The sequence below is a fragment of the Parendozoicomonas sp. Alg238-R29 genome, from assembly GCF_947331445.1.
Lineage (GTDB): Bacteria > Pseudomonadota > Gammaproteobacteria > Pseudomonadales > Endozoicomonadaceae > Sansalvadorimonas.
This window is the reverse complement of the sequence record NZ_CAMZOG010000018.1, coordinates 30,126-46,493: the sequence shown is the minus strand read 5'-3', so window position 1 is coordinate 46,493 and position 16,368 is coordinate 30,126. Positions and strand designations below refer to the sequence as shown.

Here is a 16,368-nt window from a genome sequence, read left to right as displayed (position 1 = left end):
GTAACAGTGCCATCATCAGGGAATCAGAAGTTGGACTGGATACCATTGCTATGGACCTTAGCGCCCTGCGTGAAGAGTACACCCGAGATGGGTTAAACTCAGATTCTCTTGCTCCTACCCCTACGCTGCAATTTACCAAGTGGTTTGAGCAGGCTCAAACCATGCAGATTGCAGAACCCAATGCCATGAGTCTGGCCACGGTATCCGCCGATGGGCAACCAAGTCTTCGTACCGTTCTGCTGAAATACTACGACGACAAAGGTTTTGTTTTCTTCACCAACTACACCAGTAACAAAGCCCAGCATATTGAGAGCAACCCCAACGTTGCTTTAATGTTTCTCTGGCTGGGGCTTGAGCGACAGATTGTGATTCGCGGTCAGGCCGAAAAAATCGGCAAGGCCGAAACCATGAAATATTTCCTTAGTCGCCCCCACGGTAGCCAGCTCGGTGCCTGGGTTTCTCATCAGAGTAGCGTGATTACGGGACGTAAAATACTGGAATTAAAAATGGATGAGATGAAACGCAAGTTTCAACAGGGAGAAGTGCCCGTTCCTTCTTTCTGGGGTGGTTATAGAGTGAAACCAGAACAGATTGAATTCTGGCAGGGTCGCCCAAGCCGATTACACGATCGTTTCTGCTACCAAAAAGCAGATAATAATGATTGGAACATCGAGCGACTCGCCCCTTAATTACCTTCTTCTTATTACGCCTTCATTTGTGAAGGCGTACTTTCCTTGATTTTCGATTCCTTTGACCGGGAACAAGTTTTCCACATTACGCCCTCCATATACTGAACATAGTAATTTCCGAATTATCAGCGTTATCCGTCACAACTCACATAATTCACTCGAACAGGAGGGAAGGTGATGGCCGGCTATACAAGCGACCAGATTCGTAATATTGCTCTGCTTGGTCATGCTGGTAGTGGTAAAACCACACTTTGCGAGGCTTTGCTTCACGACAACGGCAGTACATCAGCGCCCGGGACAATACAAGGGCGCAACACAGTTTCAGATTACTCAAACCTGGAAAAACAAGCTGGACACTCCCTCGAAACCTCCCTGATTTATATTCCCAATTCAACCTGCTGTATTAACCTGCTAGACACCCCCGGATACCCAGATCTTTTTGGTAGAGCTATGGCAGCCTTACCTGCGGTAGAAACAGTAGCTCTGGTTATTAACGCAAAAAATGGTGTAGAACCTGTTGCCCGGCAAGCCTGGGAAAAATTGAAAGAGCGTCATAAGTGTGGGTTAGTCATTATCAACCACATAGATGAAGCGGATGATCTTGAATCCGTTCTTTTGGATGTTCAGGAGTCTTTGGGGGAAGAATGCCTGCCCGTTAACCTTCCCACAGAAGCCGGGCTGGTAACGGATTGTTATTTCAATCCTGACGAAACAATTGATACATCCTTCTCATCTATTGAAGAGGCTCACAGCAATCTGGTTGATCAGGTTGTAGAGGTTGATGATGAATTGATGGAGCTTTACCTCGAACAAGGTGAAAGCATCAGTGTTGAGCAGCTGCATGAACCTTTTGAAATTGCTCTTTGCCAGAATCATTTAGTGCCCGTTTGCTTTACCTCAGCTGAAACCGGCGCTGGAATCGATCTGCTTCTGCGGGTTATTTCGGAACTTATGCCAACACCTCTTGAAGGTAATCCTCCACTCTTTATGAAAGGAGAAGGAGAAGAGGCAGAAGAAGTTTCAATTCGCCCTGTTCCTGATGATCATGTTGTTGCCCATGTATTTAAACTGACCATGGATCCTTTCATGGGCAAACTGGGCATTTTCAGAATTCACCAAGGTCTGATTCGCAATGGTAGCCAGCTTTTCGTTGGTGATGGCCGAAAGCCTCTGCGCATTACCCATTTAGTCAAACTTCAGGGCAGTGAACATATATCCATTGAAGAAGCTGGCCCCGGTGATATTTGTGCTATCGCTAAGGCTGATTCACTGTTCTACGATGCAGTCCTGCATGATTCCCATGAAGAAGATAATTTCCATCTTCGGCCCCTGAGCTTCCCAACTCCCATGGCCAGCATTGCCGTTGCTCCGGCTCATCAGGGTGATGAACAGAAAATGTCTGATGTTCTTCAGCGTATCGCAGCAGAGGATCCCGGACTTCGCATCGAATTCCGTGAACGTCAAAACGAAACTGTTCTTCTTGGTCTGGGCGAGCTTCATTTGAAAGCAGTGATGAACGAGATGACTGCGGTTTACAATATGGAAGTGACAACATCCGAGCCCAGCATTGCTTATCGTGAAACCATTACCAAAAAAGCTGAAGGCCATCACCGTCACAAGAAACAGAATAGTGGCTCCGGTCAGTTTGGTGAAGTCTTCCTGCGTATAGAACCTTTGGAACGTGGTGCTGGGTTTGAATTCGTGGACGAAGTCGTTGGTGGCGTTATTCCCGGCCAATTTATTCCAGCTGTAGAAAAAGGCGTTCGCAAAGTTCTCCAACAAGGGGCCGTTGCCGGTTACGCCCTGCACGATGTTCGGGTCATTGTTTACGATGGCAAGCATCACCCGGTTGATTCCAAAGAAATCGCTTTTTCTACCGCAGGCAAGAAGGCATTTATTGAAGCCGTGAAGCAGGCAGGCCCAGTTATTCTTGAACCCCATGTTTCCATGGAGATTCGCTCTCCACAACAATGTATGGGCGATATAACCGGTGACCTCGCCAGTTCCCGTGGAATGGTCACTGGTACTGAAGCGGGAAATGGTAATGAATTCACCATTCTGGCCAGTGCGCCACTGTCCAGTGTCAGCAGTTACAGTAATCGGCTGAAAGCTCTTACTGGGGGAGAAGGCCAGTACTCGTTCAGCCTCAGTCATTACGCAGCAGTTTCAGCTGTGACTCAGAAGGAGCTTATTGCTGCCTGGAAGCACGAAGATCAGGAGTGATTCAGGAAGATCGGCTACCTTTATAAAGCGCTGTTATCCACACTTCCATAAAAGGCTCCCTGAGGGAGCCTTTTTTTGTCCACAATAGCCAATCAACAACCTATTCCCCTGTTATTAACTTATTGTCTACTGGAAACAAACAGTATTCTGTGGATAACTCTCTGGTTAAATTTTATTCACAGAATCTGTGGGCAACCACGTGGATAGACTGTGTTAAAGCGTTTACAGCCTGTGCAAATCAGTAAGATAAGTCTCTGATAGGCTATAAAATGCCAATCTGTTCAAAAAACAGACAGTTATTTTTCGTAAAAATCAGCTCAGAATTTCAAATCGTGAGAAATACGCACTCTGGGAAAATTCTCGAAAACTTGCAAAAAAAGAGTTACCAACAATGAGCAATTTGCTTCAAAGCACTGACATGAAAGGCATCAGGTAAGTTATGAACACAAAGAAGTGGATATTCTCGAAAAGCAGACAGGGGAAAACAGGGCTCATCCACAAGTTATTCGTGGAGAAACACAGTTTTTTCCTTAAATATGCACAGGAAAAAATCACTCAGCTTAAGAGAAAAAAGCGCAGCTTGAGCAAGCTGCGCTTTGAGGTTTTTCACAAACAGATTAATTTACCGGCTATGTGATTCAGCGATTATTGTTCCCTTTGATTGCGGTCATCCTTGTTGTTTATCACATCTTCCCTTTCAGGAAGATCAACCACCAAACTGATCCATTTGCAGCCCGTTTTTATTCTTATTATTGGGCTACTGGAGCTGGCATTTTATTTTTATTGTTATGCCCTTGCTCTTGATCCAGATAGAGCACATGCTGTGCCATAAATAAAAAATTGTTATTTAACAAAAAGTTAAGCGCTTCGTAAGTAAAACGATTCAATAAAAAGTCACTATAAGCGTTACCATTAGGGCCAGTAACGTTACTTTCAGAGTCCTTAGAAGTAACAGTGTAAAAACCTAGGGGGCGGTTATACATATTTCTTAAGGAAGCTATTCTTACAACACACTCTTAAGCCAGCCTGATAACAGAATCACTGTCATACCATTGGGAATGGAGTCAGCAATGCAAGAAAATAAAACCTCAGCAAGCTTCGGTTCACTGCTCAGTGCGTTATCTTTTGTTATTCTCACTCTCAGCGTATCTGCCAAAGCTGATGAGCTTGGTACGCCTGAAGTCAAGAATGTTATCCACAACAGTGGCGCAGTCATTTCTGGCATGTTAATAAGAGATAAATTAAACCCTGATGGCCCGGTATCAGCTATCAATTTGTTTTCACTGAATACAGAGCACTGCGGGATTCTTGATTTCGAAGCAAGCCTGGCCGGATTAACCTGTACAAATTGTCGTACTAACAGCGCCGTTTTAAAAAGCTGCAATATCCCAAGAACCAATGTTGGATGGCATCTGTAGCTTTTAAAGGGGAGCAAATCAAAACAGTTTTCTTTTGACTCTTAACTCTAGTGAAGCTACGGGGGGACTTGCTTCCACAGCAGCTTCACTTTTAGGTTCTATGGCCCATAGAGTCACTTGCTTATCTTTAGAAGCGGTAATCAGTTGGTTACCTGTTGGAAGAATACATCCATCAGTAATCTCACTCCCCAGCTCCTTAGAAACCTTTGTGGACTGGTCATCTTTTTTCAATGGGCTTCTTCTTTGTAGTTCCAATTTACTACCGTCCGATACTACAAGTAGCTTACCACTCGGGTTAAACCGAATTCCCTTGTTCATAGAAGGTGTAGTGGATTCAAGTTGAACAAAACCCTGATCTTCAAATGCTTGTTTGTCACTGTTCCACTTCCACTTTTGCGGTAACCCTGAAATGGATCGGGACACCAGATACTGGCAATCAGGGCTCCAGTGCAGGGTTTTGGTTGTATTTCTTGTTTGGAAGATCTGATCTGACACCCATGTTTTATTATCTAATTTCCAGAATTCAACACCATTCAGAGTAGAGATTGCCAACCGTTTGTTATCAGGACTAAGGCAGGCATAACGAGGAGAGTCCTGATGTGACAATGAGCAGGTTTCTTTCCATTCAGCGCTTTCATTTAATGTGAAAATCTTCACATAGCCATCTTCAGAACTGACAACCAGTGTTCTGTTATCAGCACCAAAACAAACATTGCTGATTTTTATAGCGTTACTATCGCTTCCTCTACAGGTGAATGTGCACTGCTTCCATTGCCACTGGCCTTCATCTTCACGAGTCCAGATATCAAACTGCTTCTCATCAGAAAATGATGTTGTCACCACAAACTGCCCATTAGGGCTGAGATCAACTTTATGAGGATGATAATTATCAGGAGTAACACTCCCATGGCGATTCAACTTGAAATCACTTCCTACAGAGAGCGCCCGCACAGTGTTGTTTTCTGACAGAAGAATGAGGCACTTTCCGTTTAAGCTGGAACAGATACGATTGCTCACCTCCGGCAAAAAAATAAAACCCCGAGGTTTTAACTCAAGTTGTTCACTATCTTCCACAACTCTGTTAACAGTGCTGCACAGTGCACCAGGAAAGAAATTATAACCGGTGAGAAAATCAAGAATTTCCTCTGGCCTTTCTGGAAAGGCTTTTAACCAAGGACGAAAGTCCGCTTTGTACTTAGTTAGAGTGAAAAGAGGAAAACTGTCTTTCATTGATGAAGGCATTGCATTCTCTACCACATGATACTGGTCGGTGGCTTTAGCCAACACAGTACCCGTACGGGCAGCAATACATATATCTTTTACGGGAAGAAAGCTCATCACATGTGCCTGCAGCTCTGGAGGAATGTCAAAAATACCCGTAGTGGCATCAACGGTTTCTACAGATGTCGATCCCATCCGAGCACGCTTAGGTGGTGACTCGGGGGAGGAAGTTGAAGTATCAGAGGTGCCCCTATGATCTTCTGTAAAACATCTTTTTTGTTGTACTGCTATTGTCTGCCCACGCACTGTTTGCCCATGCATTGTCTGCCCACGCCTCTGGAATATTCTGTAAAGAAGACTTCAGAGTCATGAATAATCATTTATATCCTTTCTCTGCATAACAAAACTGTTATGTTCCCGATACAACCTGAACTACATTGCAATTGTGTTATGAGGAGAGTGACAACTATGAGTCCTTTAGAAATTGCTGAGTATTATTTCAAGCTTTCGAATGACAGTAACTTTGAAGAAATTACCAAGCTTTTTTCTGAAAGCTCCACATTTCGCTCTGGGAAGGGAGAACTTTTTCTGGGAGCTAAAGACATCATGAATATGCAGAGAATCCATCATGGTATGTATACCAAGCTAGGGTGGCTGGTAGAGAGTGTTTCCGAAATAAAGCCCGGAATAGTTCACTTTGTTTTTGACTTTAAAGGTGAAACGCTGTCAGGGGAAAAGGTAGTGTATTCTGGCCTGGAAGACGTGATTATTCACAACGGTAAAATCCAACACATTCAAGTACAAATTAGAGATTCCTTACATAGTTAATTATTAAACTTGCTCAAATTATATTCCATGGATTTTTCTGTTGGGTAAACTGCCTATGGGATGCCTTTGGCACCCCATACTTCACATCACACAAGACTATTCGCCAATGGCCTCAACTTTAAGTTGAACAGAGCTTGAACTGTTTTTTGATGAGGAACTACGAACCACCAGCCCACTGTTATTATTGGATGAATTGACTCCCGAACCACCGATAGTGATCCATTCCCCCAGTTTTCCGGAAACTGTCGTAGAAAGGTGACGGGTATTAATGGAGCGATTTTCGTGTTCATCATCAGTCTGCTTGATATTCAATTGAACGCTGTCCCCAATAATGCGTGCCGTTACATAAAAACCCTGATCTGCTGCTTTGTATTCCGTAACTGACTGCCTATTCCCAAGACTATCTGTTCGATAGGTTGTAATCGGCTTTGATGTTCCCACCGTGATATAAGCAGGCAAACCTTCCGTAGCTCTGACACTTTGCAACCCATTCTGTTTTGTCGATGCGTTATCACTGCGAATGATTACCCGGCCAGGCTGGCTACTATCACCAATCTGCACTCGGCCATCAGAAAACGTACCATTCACGGAGATTCCGTCATTAGCCGTTCCCTGTTTTTTTGGTGTTCTCACTGAAATTAATAACTGCTGAGAAGCTTTATCAATTTGCTGCAGGAGACTTTCAACAGTTGATAGTTCTTCTTTTGAAACCCTAAGAATCAATTGATTGTTATAAGACGTGGCCGTTGCCCCTTCTGGCAAAATCGCCTGTACCGGTGGTAACACCTGATCAGGAACTATGTGCTTCAGCGGCAGAACAACAACACTGCGTTCGGCAGCAATACCCATTGCAGCTGAAACTAACAGCCAGCAAACCACCAGCGGTACGCTCCACCATTTTTGACCCGGCTTTTCCATGGATTCCTGTCCTGATTCTGGTTTTTGGTTCGCTGAATTTGACAGTTCTGCAAACCCCTTCAATGCTGTGTTTCGGTTTTGGGATAGTCCCAGAGCCTAAGCGCTTATATCTTTGAAGTATATGAGGTTTGTCATGGTTTACAGAAAAACGGTTCTGGCGTTATTTCTTGGCACGGCATTAACGACATCAGGGCTATCACTGGCCAGCAATCTTTCAGCACCCGTAGAAAGTGTGGAAAATCATGATCTGATAGCCCTACATACACAGCAGGACGTAACCAGTCTGCTTGTTGGTCATCTTCGCGGCAAAACTGTAAAGCTCACGGGTGAACTCAGCCAAGTCCCTCCCATGCAGCAGATTCCCCAGAAAACCTTCCGCGACAACGGCACATTCGCTGAGTACTACCCCTACACTTTTCAGCCATCAGTAGAAGGTGTTACCTTGCCTTCTCTGATCTTCTATTCCAAAACCCAGCGTGAACCTGGTACTGCAGAAGTGACAGGCATCTTCAATGAGCAGAGTGCCACCACCGGCACCAAGGGCAGCGGAATGCTCTATTTGAGAGAAACAGATAGCTAACCTTCCTTTTAAACCCTAAACATCCACAGAGTTTGTTGGTGATACATCAAACTTCGACAAACTCTGTACTGACATCCTTTCCAGCGTTAAGGTGCGTAGTAGATAACAGAATCAATAACAGGAAATAAAGATGGTTCTGGCAATACCAGCACTACTGATACTTGCCCTGGTGTTTGGCCCGCAACTCTGGATTCGTTACGTACTGAAGCGTCATGGTCGCCACAGAGCAGATTTACAGGGAACCGGCGGTGAACTCGCAGAACACCTTATCAGGCGTTTTGAGCTAGACGCAAAGGTTCGCATGGGAACTTCTGGCGAGGATTATTATGACCCGGAAGAACGCATAGTTTCCCTGTCTCCAGAACACTATGAAGGCCAATCTATTACTGCTGTGGCTGTTGCCACCCATGAAGTGGGGCACGCTCTACAACATAAAGAACAACACCCCGGCTTTATGCGCCGACAAAGACGAATCCGTACAGCAATGGTCATTGAACGCTTCAGTGCCATTGCCCTGATGATCAGCCCAGCTGTTTTCCTGCTGACACGTGTTCCCCAAAGTACGGCACTTACAATCGTTATTGGAGCCATAGGGATGCTTGCCGTAGTTTGGGTGCAAGTCCTGAATCTACCCGTAGAAAACGACGCCAGCTTTAACAAAGCTATGCCGATTCTTGAAGAAGGTTACCTAATGATCAGCGATCAACCTGCTGCCCGTCAGGTACTGAAAGCAGCAGCTCTCACTTATGTTGCCGCAGCTCTTGCCAGCCTTCTCAATCTTGGCCGGTGGATAGCGATACTCAGACGATAGAATTACCGGTAGAAGAGAAAGGCATATGCCCTTATAGTTCGCCGCTTTTGCTATTCTGGAATCCGAATTTATGTCTCTGCCTCAATCCTGCGATGTTGTCATTATTGGTGCTGGTGCCGCAGGCCTGATGTGCGCGCTGACTGCTGGTCAGCGGGGGCGTAATGTTCTTGTTCTGGATCATGGCAAGAAGCCCGGCCGCAAGATTCTACTTTCTGGTGGCGGACGGTGTAATTACACCAATATGTACACCGAGGCCTCAAATTACCTCTCCAGTAATACTCATTTCTGCAAATCAGCCCTTAGCCGTTTTAGCCAGTGGGATTTCCAGGCTCTGGTGGATAAACACGGTATTCCATGGCACGAAAAAACTCTTGGTCAACTGTTTTGCGACAACAGCTCCAAAGACATTCTCGCTATGCTAATGACTGAGTGCGATCTCCCCTCTGTTACTATCGAAAGCCAAGTAGATATTCAATCGGTAGAAGCGTTGGAAAGTGAGCGTTTTTCCGTCGCCACCAACCAGGGAACTATTGAAGCCAGTTCTCTGGTTATTGCCACTGGCGGCCTCTCCTTCCCGACAATGGGTTCAACAGATTTTGGCTACCGGATTGCCAAACAATTTCATCACAATATTGTTCCAGTGCGTCCGGCTCTGGTTCCATTTACCCTTGACCCCAAAGAACTTGCTACTTTTGATGGTCTTTCTGGCATCAGCACTGAGGTAGTGGCCGAGTGTAACGGCACCAGTTTCCGTGAAGCGTTGCTGTTTACTCACAAAGGTTTGAGTGGCCCATCTATTCTGCAGGTTTCCAGTTATTGGAGCCCAGGTGATGAAATCTCCATCAACTGGCTGCCAGATGTGGATGTTTCCCGATGGCTGGAAGAACAGAAGATTGCCCGCCCGAAAGCGTCTCTCACAACCATTCTCTGTGAGCATCTGCCAAAACGTTTAGCTGCAGCTCTGGCAGGCTGGATTGGTGAAGAAAAAGAAGCAAGCCAGTGGCGCCGGGAAAGCATGCAGCGTATGGAACAAATTCTCACCGAATGCCAAATTAAACCCAGCGGTACTGAAGGGTATAAAAAAGCAGAAGTTACCATTGGCGGCATAGATACCGACCAGCTTTCTTCCAAAACCATGGCCAGTCGCCTGCAGAATAATCTTTACTTTATTGGTGAGGTTGTTGATGTAACCGGGCACTTGGGAGGCTTTAACTTTCAGTGGGCGTGGGCATCCGGGCACTGCGCGGGGCTTTATGTTTAGAAAAATAATCGCATAGTTATCGAAGCCAACAGTTTTCTGCCCGTGATCCAATACCGCAAGGTTAAGAATCGTGAAGAGCCAAGCATAACCTGGCGTTGCTTACAGGAATTTCCCAGCCTTCATGGCCAACCTTCCTGCTTTCCTGGGCAATGCCGCAACGCGGCCAAAGGCTCTTGGCAATGCACTTTGGGTGACGCAGAAAATGGCCAAAAGCAGGTTAATCCTTGCGCGCTATGCAAGCTGAACTCGCACCGTTCAACGTGCAAAGGTCTTTCATCGAAAGCTCTATTTCCAAACCTCTTTTACCGGCGCTCACATGAATGGTTTCAAAGTTATTGGCACTTTCATCAATAACAGCCGGTAGACGTTTCTTCTGCCCCAATGGGCTGATTCCACCAACCACATAGCCTGTGGTTTTCTCGGCAATTGCCGGATCAGCCATCTCTGCTTTCTTGGCTTTTAACGCTCGTGAGCAGGCTTTGAGATCAAGCTTGCAGGGAACAGGAACAATAGCCACCGCCAACTTCTTCGGATCGCCATTCAGGGAAACCAACAAAGTTTTAAATACGCGCTCCGGCTCGATTCCCAATGCAGCTACAGCTTCTTCTCCATAAGAAGTACACGACGAATCATGCCCATACTCATGAACCTTATAAGAAATACCGGCTTTACGGGCTGCTAGAACAGCGGGAGTCATACTGATTCCTGTTAGAAGTTATAGGTGTGGAAACAGCATTGTATGCGGATCGGCAAAGAGATTCAGGCTTATGTGATTTCCGCCTGAATCTCTTAACCAAGGTTTCTTAGTGTTTCTTAGTGTTTCTTAGTGTTTCTTAGTGTTTCTTAGTAGTAATATCTCAGAGACATATGCACAGCATAAGCCTTGGACTCATATCTGCCGGAAGGGGCAACTGCACCAGAGTCTGTAACAATAGCGCCGCCTTTCACATCATCGTTTTCAACAATGTTGTATTCACCGGCCAGATCCAGATCAACCTTGCCATTCATAAAACTTCGTCCTGCACCAAAGGTGATAGTGTGGGCAAAACTCGGTGTTGAGAAAGTAGGAGAGGCATACTCTTCAGGTACGATAGATGTCGTGTAAATATAGCCACCACGCAGCGCCCAGTCTTCCAGACCTGTGTACTCAACAGCTACCCGGTAGTTGTACTGATCATCCCACTCCTGGTTAACTTCGTTCACGGGCAAATTCGTGTCATCAGAAGAGAATGTAATACTCTTGTTGGTACTGTAATTACTGTAAGTCACTTCACCGAACAAAGTCACATCATCAGTAATCTGGTAGTCAACACCGGTGGAAATCTGGAATGGCAATGTTGTTTTCGCCGTAATATCTCTGCCACGGTATTGGTTTTGTCCGCCTACATCTAAAGCGGCTTCGCCTTCTGCCTCAGCTTCCACTTCTGAACGGTAGTCAATACCCCAGCCCCAGCGGTCATTATCAGAACGGAACATGGCACCCAGGCGAACACCAAAAGTATTCCAGTCATCCATTTCTTCGTACTGAACATTCACCCCGACAGCATCGCCAGGACCAGTAGCTGAAGCCATATTGATATCAGCCATCGCATAGGTCAGGCGATAAGTACCACCGACAGACCAGTTTTTATTGATGCGATAAGCCAGTGCCAAACCAGCTTCAATAATTTTTATAGTGGTGGAAAGATCTCCGGTTTGAGCAAATGACCCCATTCCAGTCGTGATATCCCCATACTCAGACATGGAACCCCCAGCTCCATAAATGCCGTAACCCAGGGTGAACTTTTCATTCAGTTGATAGAGGCCGGTAAAACCGCCATTCATGGCGAACATATCCTCACCTTCAGTAAAGGTGTCGGAGCCATTAGCCGGGCTATCTATCCGGGAAAAAGTGGGAGAAACATGGAGAGAAAAGTCGTTGGAATCAGCAAATGCTAAACCCGCAGGGTTAAAAAAGATCGCACTGGAGTTACCAACAGATGAAGTTGCGGCACCAGCCAATGCACTGTATTTAGCATCCCACATGGTGGCTTTTTCATAACCACTGGCCAGAGCCTGATTAGAAACAACGATTGCAAGCGAAGATACAACAAGCAGACTACGTCGGCGAGCGGCGTTAATCATGACGTCTCCGAAAGGATTCTATTTAAAAAGAGATAAAGCGAACAAATGAAAGAAGGGCGCTCGCTTTCAATGTATGTAACTGCGCCGAGTCTATATGTGTAGCTTTGTAATTTATGTACATTTTTTGTTACCAGAGAAATTATCCATAAACCTATTGAGACCTTTTCTACAGGACTGTTATCAAACCCCTGTCTATCTTTGATAAAAAATTAGAAACTGTTGGATTCTATGGATTCAAACAAAAACATCTCTGTCGCAATAATTGGTGCGGGTATTTCCGGGCTTGCTAAAATTTTTGCTGGGAAGCTCAACCTTCCAACTCCAGAAAATATGCTCAGGGCATCGAAATGGCAGGAACAAACCTAGCGAGACAGCGGCATAGCTGAACGGGATCTGCAGCGATACAGAGAAAGGCAGTATACGCAAATAGGCCAAGTGGCCAGACTGGCGGGAGAGCGGAAGCCTTCTGGTATAGTTGAGAAGTTTGCAATGTCCGGCTTTACCCACAGAATCCGGCATCCGGGAGAGTACTGGGATACACCGCTTCCCTTTGTTCCTTCATTGCAGGATCTGGGCTACTGGAAATCAGCCTAAAGGTCATCTTCTGTTATGGATATTCCTGTTTAGGTAATTGCCACCCCAGTAAGGTGCCGGTAAGTTGTTGACACCAAAAACCATTCTCTCTAATATTCGCCTCGCTCGCAGGAGACGACTCGAAATGTTTCTTGCAATGAGTAGCTGAAAAGATGCCCAGGTGGCGGAATTGGTAGACGCGCTAGCTTCAGGTGCTAGTGTCCATTAGGGCGTGGAAGTTCGAGTCTTCTTCTGGGCACCATCTCTTCAGCAAGCCTTTAAGGCTAAACTTGGCTGACAAGTTTAAAACCAGCAGTGCCCAGGTGGCGGAATTGGTAGACGCGCTAGCTTCAGGTGCTAGTGTCCGTTAGGGCGTGGAAGTTCGAGTCTTCTTCTGGGCACCAAATTCCAAAAAGCCAGCTTCTTTGAAGCTGGCTTTTTTTATACCTGAATAAAACAACTCCTCCCCTCTATTCGTGTGCTCTAAAAAACAACTGCACGCTATCCCGCTGTGTCAGGATAGCCCGCTGTGTCAGGATAGTTGTCCCCTTAGCTGATTGATTAACTCTAAGTCAGACAGAGTGATTGGCAATATGCGTTGAACTCGTCATAAGTCATAGTTGTAGCTCTCAAGGCTTATTTCGAATGAAGTATTTTCTTTGAGTAGAGCTCTATATCCAGACCCGTACTCTCTCCTCGGGCAATTTTCTTAAGAATACCTGGCCCTGGTTTAGCCATAGTATTACGGGCATGCATTTGTTCTCCGCATTCGCTGCAGCTCAGTACTGGTTTCGTGAGTTTGCCGCAGTCTTTGTGAATGTACTCCATGGGAGCACCATCGTCGTCTGACTCCCACTTATCCCCCCACTTATCCCCCCCCACTGAGCAATAGCTATAAGAATGGGATATAGCTCCAGACCTTTTTCAGTGAGTTTGTACTGATAGCGTTTACGGCTTTCGTCGTAGAGTTCTTTGTAAAGAATATCGGCTTCCATCAAACGTATCAGCCGTTCTGAAAGGCGGTGCCTGGTTATGCCAAGCGTTGCCTGCAATTCTGAGAAACGGCAAACCTTCACAAAGATTTCTCGCAGAATTAACAGCGTCCACCGGTCACCGAAAATTGCGACTGATCGTGCAATTGAGCAAGACTGTGAGCTCACCTCACCTCACCTCACCTCACCTCACCTCACCTCACCCCAACGCATACATAGCCTCCCACTATCTTGTTTTGATATGGTTCGTTTGCAAACTATTTGACAGGTTCCATTATGGAACGCTTAATATCACTCATTAAGCGTCACATAATAATTATTACAATAATCAGCATCTGCACTTAAAGCAGCTGCATCATCAAGCGGAGCCTGCAGCCCATGGCCAACGCAACTGCCCAGCCTGTGAAAGATCCCGAGTTTAAAAAGTCATCCTGCGCCCTGTGTAGTATCAACTGTGGTTTGGAAATCAAAACCGGCGGCAAAGATGGCCGCGAGCTTTTGAAAATCCGAGGTGATAAAGATAACCCTGCCTCTGAAGGTTATCTCTGTAACAAAGCTGCGCGCCTGAATTATTACCAGATGGGTGCTGACCGCCTGAATACCCCCATGCGTAGAAAACCTGATGGCACTTACGAAGCTGTAAGTTGGGATGTTGCTATTAAAGAAGTTGCTGCTGGTCTGAAGGGTATCCAGCAAAAATATGGCGGTGAGAAGATTCTGTTTATTGGTGGCGGCGGTCAGGGTAACCACCTTGGTGGTGCATACAGTGATGCCATTCTTAAATACCTCGGTGTGAAGTACCGCACCAACGCTTTGGCTCAGGAGAAAACTGGTGAGTTCTGGGTGGCTGGCAAGATGTTTGGTGGTGGCCCTCACGGTGATTTTGATCATACTGAAGTCGCCGTTTTCATCGGCAAGAACCCATGGCAGGCTCATGGGTTCCCTCAGTCTCGTAAGGTTCTAAGAGAAATCGCTAAAGACCCAAAGCGTTCCATGGTTGTGTTGGATCCGTGCCTGACCGATACCGCTAAGTTGGCAGACTTCCACCTGCAACTGAAACCCGGCACTGATGCATGGTGCATATCAGCACTGATTGCCACCATTATTCAGGAAGGTCTAGAAGATAAAGCCTTTATTGAACAGCACACTAAAGGTTTTGAAGAGATTCGCTCTCACTTTGAAACTCTCTCCATTGCGGAATATGCAGCCATCTGTGAATTGGATGAAGAACTGATTCGTAAGACCGCCCGTCGTATAGCCACAGCGCAATCTGCAGCGGTATTCGAAGACCTTGGTGTTCAGCAAAACCTGAACTCAACAGTAGTCAGCTATCTCCAGCGCATTATGTATGTGATCACCGGCAACTTTTCCAAGAAAGGCGCTAATAATATTGCTGTGCCGTTTGTGTCAGTGACTGATGCCAGTAAAGGGGATGTGTCTGCAGGTGGCAACCAGAAGGTGAAGCTTGAAAAGGTTAGCCCAGTATTAGGTTCAAAGATTATTACTGGCCTGATTCCCTGCAATACTATTCCGGATGAGATTCTTACTGATCACCCTAACCGTTTCCGGGCGGCGTTTATAGAAAGCTCCAACCCCGTTCATTCTTATGCAAACAGTGTTCGTATGCGTGAAGCCATGCAGGCATTGGAGTTTTCGGTTGTTGTTGATGTGGCAATGACCGAGACCGCCCGTCAGGCCAATTATGTTCTGCCAGCTTCGAGTTCTTATGAGAAGTATGAATGTGTGTTCTTCAGTGTTGAATTCCCGAGGAACTTCTTCCAGTTGCGTCAGCCTGTTGTAGATCCATTACCTGGAACATTGATGGAAGCAGAGATCCACACGCGGATTCTGGAAGAACTGGGTGGTTTGAAAAAATCTCACGTTCGCATACTCAAGGCTGCCGCAAAACTAGGTCACAAAGCCTTTGCAGCAGTGTTTATGCCACTACTGGCAATGAAACCGGAATTAATGAAGGTTGCTGCACCACTCATGTACAGAACTCTTGGTCCAACCCTGAAAGGTGGTAAAGCCGCTTCGACTGCATTCTTCTGGGCATTGAGTCATCAGTTTGTGCGCAAGAATTCACAGTATGCAGCCAATGCTGGATTTACCGGTTCCAAGTGGGCGGCTGGTGAAAAGATGTTTGATGCCGTTCTAAACAAAGCATCTGGTTTTGTGTTCAGTGACTCCAGAAACTATGAAGATAGCTGGAAGCGTATGCGCCAGCCGGATAAGCGGATTCAGTTGTATCTGAAAGAGCTGTATCCACAGATGACTTCACTGGATGTCGCACAATTGAAACCTACAGTAGAGTTCCCACTGGTACTCACAGCGGGGCAGCGTCGTGCAGAAACCGCCAACACAATTATTCGGGACGCATCCTGGGATAAGAAGAACAAGATCGCCAGCCTCTATATTCACCCGCAAGATGCGGAGAAACTGGAGCTGGAGAATGGTGAAGATGTAAAGATCACTACCAAAACCGGCACTGCTGAAACCCATATAGAAATCACTACTATCCAGCGGCCTGGTTTTATCTCTCTGCCAAATGGCGTTGGTTTGGATTACCGAAAAGAAAATGGTGAAGAGGTTCGGGTTGGGGTTTCACCTAACGAGCTGACTTCATCTTCAGATAGGGATTTCTTTGCTGGCACACCATGGCACAAATATGTGCCAGCCCGTGTGGAGAAAATTGCTTAAAAGCATCAGCCCCAATGACTCGTTGGGGCT

General features: G+C 46.0%; 15 protein-coding genes and 2 tRNA genes. 11 read left to right on the top strand and 6 right to left on the bottom strand.

All coding sequences use genetic code 11. The features are described 5' to 3' along the window. Window positions 1-50 precede the first annotated feature (50 nt). Together pdxH and fusA are read left to right on the top strand one after the other, a co-directional pair. Window positions 51-689 carry a pyridoxamine 5'-phosphate oxidase gene (gene pdxH / locus QMA35_RS06785; protein WP_281646383.1) on the top strand — a complete coding sequence of 213 codons (639 nt, stop codon included), beginning with the start codon at window positions 51-53 and terminating at the stop codon, window positions 687-689. A 177-nt stretch (window positions 690-866) separates the two neighbouring features. Further along, window positions 867-2,912, top strand: coding sequence for an elongation factor G (gene fusA, locus QMA35_RS06780; protein WP_281646382.1), 2,046 nt, complete (start codon window positions 867-869; stop codon window positions 2,910-2,912). A 749-nt stretch (window positions 2,913-3,661) separates the two neighbouring features. Here fusA and QMA35_RS06775 read toward each other — a convergent pair. After that, entirely contained in the window at window positions 3,662-3,895 is a 234-nt protein-coding gene (locus tag QMA35_RS06775) for a hypothetical protein (protein ID WP_281646381.1), read from the bottom strand. A gap of 87 nt (window positions 3,896-3,982) precedes the next feature. On the opposite strand from QMA35_RS06775, the gene QMA35_RS06770 reads away from it, so the two are divergent. After that, the gene (locus QMA35_RS06770; protein WP_281646380.1) at window positions 3,983-4,330 is read left to right on the top strand and encodes a hypothetical protein; all 348 of its coding nucleotides are present in this window, start codon (window positions 3,983-3,985) and stop codon (window positions 4,328-4,330) included. Window positions 4,331-4,348: 18 nt separating this feature from the next. On the opposite strand, the gene QMA35_RS06765 is transcribed toward QMA35_RS06770, so the two are convergent. Next, window positions 4,349-5,746, bottom strand: a complete 1,398-nt coding sequence (locus QMA35_RS06765) for a hypothetical protein (RefSeq protein ID WP_281646379.1) — start codon at window positions 5,744-5,746, stop codon at window positions 4,349-4,351. A gap of 273 nt (window positions 5,747-6,019) precedes the next feature. Between QMA35_RS06765 and QMA35_RS06760 the strand changes: the two genes are divergently transcribed. Further along, window positions 6,020-6,379 carry a hypothetical protein gene (locus QMA35_RS06760; protein WP_281646378.1) on the top strand — a complete coding sequence of 120 codons (360 nt, stop codon included), beginning with the start codon at window positions 6,020-6,022 and terminating at the stop codon, window positions 6,377-6,379. 96 nt (window positions 6,380-6,475) lie between these two features. Here QMA35_RS06760 and QMA35_RS06755 read toward each other — a convergent pair whose 3' ends face one another. After that, window positions 6,476-7,297: a hypothetical protein gene (locus tag QMA35_RS06755; RefSeq protein ID WP_281646377.1), complete on the bottom strand. Its 822-nt coding sequence runs from the start codon at window positions 7,295-7,297 to the stop codon at window positions 6,476-6,478. A gap of 133 nt (window positions 7,298-7,430) precedes the next feature. Here QMA35_RS06755 and QMA35_RS06750 point away from each other — a divergent pair, with 133 nt between their 5' ends. The 3 genes from QMA35_RS06750 (at window position 7,431) to QMA35_RS06740 (ending at window position 9,949) form a co-directional block, all read left to right on the top strand. After that, entirely contained in the window at window positions 7,431-7,877 is a 447-nt protein-coding gene (locus QMA35_RS06750) for a hypothetical protein (RefSeq protein WP_281646376.1), read from the top strand. Between the two features lie 130 nt (window positions 7,878-8,007). Beyond that, window positions 8,008-8,688 carry a zinc metallopeptidase gene (locus QMA35_RS06745; protein WP_281646375.1) on the top strand — a complete coding sequence of 227 codons (681 nt, stop codon included), beginning with the start codon at window positions 8,008-8,010 and terminating at the stop codon, window positions 8,686-8,688. Window positions 8,689-8,758: 70 nt separating this feature from the next. After that, window positions 8,759-9,949, top strand: coding sequence for an NAD(P)/FAD-dependent oxidoreductase (locus tag QMA35_RS06740; RefSeq protein WP_281646374.1), 1,191 nt, complete (start codon window positions 8,759-8,761; stop codon window positions 9,947-9,949). Between the two features lie 217 nt (window positions 9,950-10,166). Here the strand turns inward: QMA35_RS06740 and ybaK are convergent, their stop codons facing one another. Beyond that, on the bottom strand, window positions 10,167-10,646 hold the full coding sequence (gene ybaK, locus QMA35_RS06735; protein ID WP_281646373.1) for a Cys-tRNA(Pro) deacylase: 480 nt from the start codon (window positions 10,644-10,646) through the stop codon (window positions 10,167-10,169). A 146-nt stretch (window positions 10,647-10,792) separates the two neighbouring features. Continuing rightward, window positions 10,793-12,073 (bottom strand): outer membrane protein transport protein, encoded by a 1,281-nt coding sequence (locus tag QMA35_RS06730; protein ID WP_281646372.1) that lies wholly within the window; start codon window positions 12,071-12,073, stop codon window positions 10,793-10,795. A gap of 435 nt (window positions 12,074-12,508) precedes the next feature. On the opposite strand from QMA35_RS06730, the gene QMA35_RS06725 reads away from it, so the two are divergent. The 3 genes from QMA35_RS06725 (at window position 12,509) to QMA35_RS06715 (ending at window position 13,050) form a co-directional block, all read left to right on the top strand. Further along, the gene (locus QMA35_RS06725; protein WP_281646371.1) at window positions 12,509-12,667 is read left to right on the top strand and encodes a hypothetical protein; all 159 of its coding nucleotides are present in this window, start codon (window positions 12,509-12,511) and stop codon (window positions 12,665-12,667) included. 154 nt (window positions 12,668-12,821) lie between these two features. Further along, window positions 12,822-12,908: transfer RNA gene (locus QMA35_RS06720), tRNA-Leu, on the top strand. A 55-nt stretch (window positions 12,909-12,963) separates the two neighbouring features. After that, window positions 12,964-13,050, top strand: a tRNA-Leu gene (locus QMA35_RS06715). Between the two features lie 375 nt (window positions 13,051-13,425). On the opposite strand, the gene QMA35_RS06710 is transcribed toward QMA35_RS06715, so the two are convergent. Further along, window positions 13,426-13,806 carry a helix-turn-helix domain-containing protein gene (locus tag QMA35_RS06710; RefSeq protein ID WP_281646370.1) on the bottom strand — a complete coding sequence of 127 codons (381 nt, stop codon included), beginning with the start codon at window positions 13,804-13,806 and terminating at the stop codon, window positions 13,426-13,428. Window positions 13,807-14,016: 210 nt separating this feature from the next. On the opposite strand from QMA35_RS06710, the gene QMA35_RS06705 reads away from it, so the two are divergent. Beyond that, window positions 14,017-16,338 carry a molybdopterin-dependent oxidoreductase gene (locus QMA35_RS06705; RefSeq protein WP_281646369.1) on the top strand — a complete coding sequence of 774 codons (2,322 nt, stop codon included), beginning with the start codon at window positions 14,017-14,019 and terminating at the stop codon, window positions 16,336-16,338. The last annotated feature ends 30 nt before the right edge of the window (window positions 16,339-16,368 follow it).